Below are 5,475 nucleotides of genomic sequence, written 5' to 3' on the forward strand. Positions count from 1 at the left end.
GCTGCCTATCTTTTTTTACCACAAGTTGGCTCAATCCTTACTAAATATGGGTTTGGGGCGGGTCGTCACCCCCCCAGGTCCGACCAAGGAGAATAAAACTGCACCGAAAACCAGGGCAATGATGTTATCCCGTCCTGGTAGGGTCAAGGGAATCGTAACAGCTAATGCCATTGATAGAGACCCTTTAATATTCCCTAAAACCAAAATGTGCTGCCAGCGTAGCGGAATGGGACGATCGAACCAACGCAGCCCCGCTAATAACAAATAGACCGAGAGAATCCGTCCCAGTTGATAGGCCAGAATGACGAATAAAATGGATGGCAAAATTTTCCACAGCGTCAGCGGGTTAATTTCAATTCCAATCAGCAGGAAAATAAACGTATTGACGCCAAAACCAGCGTATTCCCAGAAACTCAGCAAGGTAATCCGATCCGAGGCAGACGAACTGCGAGGCAGCCCAAGGTTGCCAAAAACAAGTCCGGCGATGACCACCGCCACCGCGCCCGATACGCCTAAAAATTGTCCGATTTGGAAGGTTCCCAATGCCAGAGCGACGGTTAGCAAAAGGCTACTCAACCGATCGTTTAAGCGAACAAATATCGGCACGCTCAAGTAACCTAAAACACCCCCGACCAGTGCCCCACCTAAGGCAACCACGAGCAGTTCCTTCACGCCTTGTATAGCGGTGAGAGATCCTGTCGCATAAATGACCAAAACCAAATTAAATGTAATTAGAGCAGCCGCATCATTGAACAGAGTTTCTCCCTCAACAATTGTGGACAATCGAGAAGGCACACGGATCTCTTTAAAAACCGCGATCATCGACACTGTATCAGTGTTTGCCAGAATGACTCCGATCAGCAACGCTGGAATCCAGTCTAGCCCTAGCCCAAATTTAACCAGAACAGCGATAATTGCTGAGGAAAAGATAGAGCCTGGACCCGCCAGCAGGGCGATCGGCTTAAAGGTGCTGCGGAGACGGCTGATATCGGTATTGATAGCTGCTTCAAAAATCAGAATTGGTAGGAAAAGATTTAATACTAAAGAGGGGTCTAAACCAATTCGACGCGACAAGAGATCCGTAATGGGCAAGCCTGCTAACACTAAGCCCGTCACATAGGGAATTCGCAACCGTTGGGTTACGAGTGCAACAACAGTTGCAATCAGTAGCAGAATTATCAAGATAATGACCAATTCAGGAATGACTCCTGCCGTTTGGCTATTTGTAGCAGGATTGCTGCCCAAGGGAGGTGGTTGCGCTAAAATCGACTCGATCACCGATACTCCTCTCATAAACTCGTTTTCCTCAAAGAAAAAGCATTGCCGACCCGATCGCAGTTGCCACTAAGGCGGGTAATGGAAGTTGTCGATCCATATCTCATATCTAAAGAGTAGGAGAGCGATCGCCCAAAGCCATCGACAGTCAAAATTTTGAGTGGTTTTGGACGTACTGAGTCGCGGGACTAAATTCCTCGAAGGTAATCGTCATTTCTGACCTTGAATTTAGGCAGCATCACAGACACGCCACGTCAGAATCTCCCAACGTTTAAGGACAGGTTCAGCAATCACGATCTCATTTTCTCTTGCCTCCATGACGATCAAATAATCTCCCTGGTTAAATCTGTTATTGTAAATTCTTGCTTGTTCTTCTGGCACCAACCATCCTTGAAGTGCGCCATACAGACCGCCAGCAGTTGCAGCAATCCCACTTCCAAAGAAAGTTGCTAAAATGCTTTCCACCGCTACTGCCTGACCAATACCGGGAATTAGCAGGCTGCTGAGTCCAACAATTAAGGCTAGTGAACCTAGTCGTATGCTGCCTAAGATCGCGCCTAATTGTGCGCCTGCTGCTCTTGTGATAAAAATTTGCTGCACGCCCAGAGAGTCCAAATCATCATTGTCAGAAGGTTTAGCAATCACTGAAATTTTGTGCATGGGGAAGCCCCTGCTTTTTAGCTCAACTAGCGCCTGCTTTGCGTTTCGATGATTAGTAAATAGGCCGCTAGCACGTTTGAGGTTTTGGTAATTCATGAGAAATATTCAATATTCAAGGCTACAAAATTGGTAAATAGTGTGTAAAGCCGCTTTGAATTGCCTCATCACAAAAACTACTTAGTTCAGAGGTGCAAAACGCTTTAGCAAAGCTGACAAAGGAATCATTGGCAGTCCGAATCCGATACAAATTAAGCCTTGGATTGTGTTCAAAGCTTCTGTGTCGAATAACTGATTCATAACGCCCCATTGGCTAAACAGGAATTGGAGAATGAAAATAGCCGCAATGCCGATCGCCACAGCATAGCCAACTGATTCATCTTTACCGCGTAGTTTGGCGACGATCGCCGGAACGAAGCGACTGATACTTAATAGGTAAAAAGCTTCGGCCGCCACCAATGCTTGAATTGCCATCGTCCGGGCTAGAGCTTCATTGCCTGTGGTTTGGACGATCCATTCAAACATCCCAAAGATCGCAATCCAGTTAAATACCGAAACTGTCAGAATCCGAGCCGTCAGCCTGCGAGACAGCAGCGGTTCATTGGCCGGTCGAGGTGGATGTTGCATGACATCGGGAGAGGGCGGCTCAAATGCCAACGGTAAGCTCAACGCAACTGAACTGACCATATTCAGCCAGAGAATTTGTACTGGCAAAATGGGTAGTGGGGTTGCCAAAAGTACGGCAATCAAGATGGTCATGGACTCTCCACCATTCACGGGCAGGATGAAGGCGATCGCGCGCAGCAAATTCTTATAAACCGTGCGCCCTTCCTCAACTGCTTTCTCGATCGAAGCAAAGTTGTCATCCGTCAGAATCATCTGAAAATTGGGTAGAAACCCCGTCCTTGTAGGACGGCTTTATATTGTGCTATACTCGGATGAGTATTTAGATAGATGCAATGCAGACAATATCTGTAAAATGTAAGCTCCAAGTCCCTGTAGAGTTGCGGAACGAAATTGACCGCACTTTGCTGTGGTTTGCTGAGGCTTGCCATCAGATATATGAAGTTGCAAAACGTGAGAAGTGCTGGAATACAACCAAGCTTCACCACAAGGTTTATAAGCCAGTGCGCGAAGCTACGGGGTTGAAGGCAAACCATGTCTGTCAAGCAATTCGTCGTGTAATTGGTAATGCCGCATCTGTTAAGCAAGTCCACAAATTTAGACCGACATCTATTAATTTGGATGTTCGGACTTTTCAATATATTGAGGATTTGCAAACTGTTGGCATTACTTTGATGTGTGGTCGAGTTAAGTTCAAATTGAGTATTGGCAATTATCAATTGGCTTTGCTTAAAGGGCAAGCTCCAAGGGCTGCTACTCTCAATAAAACTAAACGGGGTGACTACTACATCAATGTTTGTGTTAAATGGCCCACCAACCCAACTGGTCAAAGACTAAAAGTAGTTGGGGTTGATTTGGGTAGAAGAGATATTGCTACCACTTCTACTGGTAAGTCGTGGAGTGGCAAGCAGATCCAATCCATTCGTGACCGATATAGCTTCGTCAGAGCTAATGTTCAATCCAAACGCACTCGGTCTAGTCGTAGACTTTTGAGAAGGCTTTCTGGGAGAGAACAAAGATTTCAGAAATGGTTGAACCACAATCTCTCAAAACAGCTTGTTCAAGAAGCAAAACAAATAGGTGCGGACTTGGCTTTTGAGGATTTGACTAATATTAGAGAGTCTTTGAACAAAAAACCAAGAAGCAAAACTGAACGCCGAAGAACTAATAATTGGGCTTTTTGCCAACTGCGTTTGTTTGTTGGGTATAAAGCTAATATTGCTGGCGTTAAAGTTGTATTTGTCCCAGCGGCCTATACAAGTCAAACCTGTTCCCGATGCGGACATATTCACCCGGTTAAGGGTAAGTCGTACCGTAATGGAAAAGTTTTTAAGTGTGGGCATTGTGGTTTTGAACATGATGCTGATATTAATGCAGCTAATAATATTGCTGCTTTGGGGAAGTCTGTAAGCCTTCCTGAAAGTCCGGGGATGAGTTGTCAACTAGAGGGGCAATTGTCTCTCTTCCCGATGATTCAAATCTGAGGCTAAAGCCCCGTACCTTTAGGTCGGGGTAAGCTTACATAAAGCAGGTGCGTTCGCCAGGTCAACCGAGTGTCCATTTACAGAAATTTCCCCGTCTGGTGCATATCCTCCACCGCTAACCCGATAACGCTTTCCTCCTGCATCTATCTCTTGAACCGTCATTTGATTCTCAGTCAAGGTTCCGGTTTTGTCGGAACAAATCACGGTGGTGCTACCCAACGTCTCAATTGCCGGAAGTTTGCGAATAATGGCGTGCTGCTTTGCCATCTGGGAAACCCCGATCGCCAGTGTCACCGTTAAAATCGCGGGTAAGCCTTCAGGAATTGCGCTGACCGCAAGCGCCACAGATGCCTTGAACACCTCAACCCAAGAAAATCTCTGGGCAATACCTGCAGCAAAGGTGAAAGCAGCCAAACCTAAAATGACATAGAGCAAGGTTTTGCTAAATTTGTCAATTTTGCGACTCAGTGGGGTTTCCAGTGTGGTACTTTGCTGCATAAGTTGGGAGATGTGTCCGGTCTCGGTCATGTCACCAATGCTGACGACGAGTCCGCGTCCCTGTCCAAACGTTACCAGGCTTCCGGTATACGCCATGTTCGTGCGCTCGGCCAGTGCAGCGTCTGCCTCTAGCGCCTGGGATTGCTTCTCAACCGGGACAGATTCTCCCGTTAACGCTGACTCATCAACCTGTAAGTCACGGACTTCGATCAGCCGCAGATCCGCAGACACTTTATCCCCAGAAGACAGCAAGACGAGATCGCCAAGAACCAGTTCACTGGATGAAACCACTTGCTTGTGACCGTGGCGGAGAATGGTTGCCTCAGTTGCAACAGATTTTGCTAAAGCGGCGATCGCATTCTCTGCCTTTGATTCTTGAACGAAACCAATGGTGGCATTCGTCAGAGCAACCCCAAAAATTACCGCTGAATCAATCCACTCTTTCAGAAATGCTGTCACTATGCCAGAGGCTAATAAAATGTAGATTAGCGGCTGATTCAGTTGCTGAAAAAATCGCAACCAGACACTTTGCTGCTTCTGAGCCGTTAGTTGATTGGGACCGAGGATCTCGCGCCGTTGGGCTGACACGTCGGAAGATAGACCTATTTCCAGGTCAGTCTCTAAAAGCCGAGCCACTTTCTCGACAGAGAGGTGATGCCAAGAGTGTTCTACTAATTTTTCTACATTCGTTGCAGTCATAACGCTTCTTCTCAAGCCAAGTGCTTCTGTGTTGTTTCGTCTTGTTTCTAGCGTCATTGATGAATGTGAGGGAAAAGTGATCGACTGATTTCTGTTACTCACATTTTGATCACATTTGCTCCCTAGACTTAGGCAGAGAAGGGATTGAGATAGCTTATGGACCAATACGGTTCAGTTAAGGGCTATGCAGTGCTTAAAACAATAAATACAGGAGGGTTCATTATGATTCCAGTACCTC

At 46.4% G+C, this 5,475-nt stretch carries 5 protein-coding genes; 1 reads left to right on the forward strand and 4 read right to left on the reverse strand.

Annotated features, from left to right (window positions below; all coding sequences use genetic code 11):
• Nucleotides 1-30: 30 nt before the first annotated feature.
• The 3 genes from QUB14_RS27980 to QUB14_RS27990 all read right to left on the reverse strand — a co-directional run bounded on the left by QUB14_RS27980 (nt 31) and on the right by QUB14_RS27990 (nt 2,811).
• On the reverse strand, nt 31-1,293 hold the full coding sequence (locus QUB14_RS27980; RefSeq protein WP_333221414.1) for a sodium:proton antiporter: 1,263 nt from the start codon (nt 1,291-1,293) through the stop codon (nt 31-33).
• 210 nt (nt 1,294-1,503) lie between these two features.
• Nucleotides 1,504-2,031, reverse strand: coding sequence for a hypothetical protein (locus tag QUB14_RS27985; protein ID WP_333221412.1), 528 nt, complete (start codon nt 2,029-2,031; stop codon nt 1,504-1,506).
• Nucleotides 2,032-2,112: 81 nt separating this feature from the next.
• The gene (locus tag QUB14_RS27990) at nt 2,113-2,811 is read right to left on the reverse strand and encodes a cation transporting ATPase C-terminal domain-containing protein (RefSeq protein WP_333221410.1); all 699 of its coding nucleotides are present in this window, start codon (nt 2,809-2,811) and stop codon (nt 2,113-2,115) included.
• Between the two features lie 80 nt (nt 2,812-2,891).
• Between QUB14_RS27990 and QUB14_RS27995 the strand changes: the two genes are divergently transcribed.
• Nucleotides 2,892-4,040 carry a transposase gene (locus QUB14_RS27995; protein WP_333221408.1) on the forward strand — a complete coding sequence of 383 codons (1,149 nt, stop codon included), beginning with the start codon at nt 2,892-2,894 and terminating at the stop codon, nt 4,038-4,040.
• An 18-nt stretch (nt 4,041-4,058) separates the two neighbouring features.
• On the opposite strand, the gene QUB14_RS28000 is transcribed toward QUB14_RS27995, so the two are convergent.
• Complete coding sequence (locus QUB14_RS28000) at nt 4,059-5,237, reverse strand: HAD-IC family P-type ATPase (RefSeq protein ID WP_333221406.1); 1,179 nt, start codon at nt 5,235-5,237, stop codon at nt 4,059-4,061.
• Nucleotides 5,238-5,475 lie beyond the last annotated feature (238 nt).

Origin of the sequence: Microcoleus sp. B3-D2 (assembly GCF_036705345.1) — a bacterium.
Taxonomy (GTDB): Bacteria; Cyanobacteriota; Cyanobacteriia; order Cyanobacteriales; family Microcoleaceae; genus Microcoleus.